The organism is Vicingus serpentipes (assembly GCF_007993035.1).
GTDB classification, from domain to species: Bacteria; Bacteroidota; Bacteroidia; order Flavobacteriales_E; family Vicingaceae; genus Vicingus; species Vicingus serpentipes.
Map to the genome: position 1 here is coordinate 1 of NZ_VOOS01000026.1, position 411 is coordinate 411.

Genomic DNA, 411 nt, shown 5'->3' on the forward strand with positions numbered 1-411 from the left:
TTAAGATTTTCAGCGATAGAGTCATTATCAGAATTACTCCAAGCGAAAGAGAAAGGAGCAGTACCACCATTAGGAGTAACGATTAATTCACCATCATTACCACCGTTACAACTAACGTTTGTTTGGTTTAATGAAGAAGATAAAGAATCAGGTTGATTAATCATTATCAATATAGAATCTGTACATCCTTTTATATCATTCACGATTACAGAATAAGTGCCAATAGCTAATCCAGTAGCTGTAGAATCAGATCCACCTGAAGGAGACCAGTTGTACGAGTAAGCAGGAGTGCCACCAGTAGGTTGAATAGTAGCTTCACCAGTATTTCCTCCATAACAAAGGACATCAGAAGTAGTAGAAGATAAAGCTAAAACATCTGGTTCAGAGATGGTAACAGAGTCAGTAAGAGAG

General features: G+C 37.5%; 1 protein-coding gene. It reads right to left on the reverse strand.

Annotation, left to right across the window (positions count from 1 at the left end):
* A partial coding sequence (locus tag FRY74_RS12805) for a SprB repeat-containing protein (RefSeq protein WP_189765288.1) occupies positions 1-411 on the reverse strand: 411 nt, incomplete at both ends.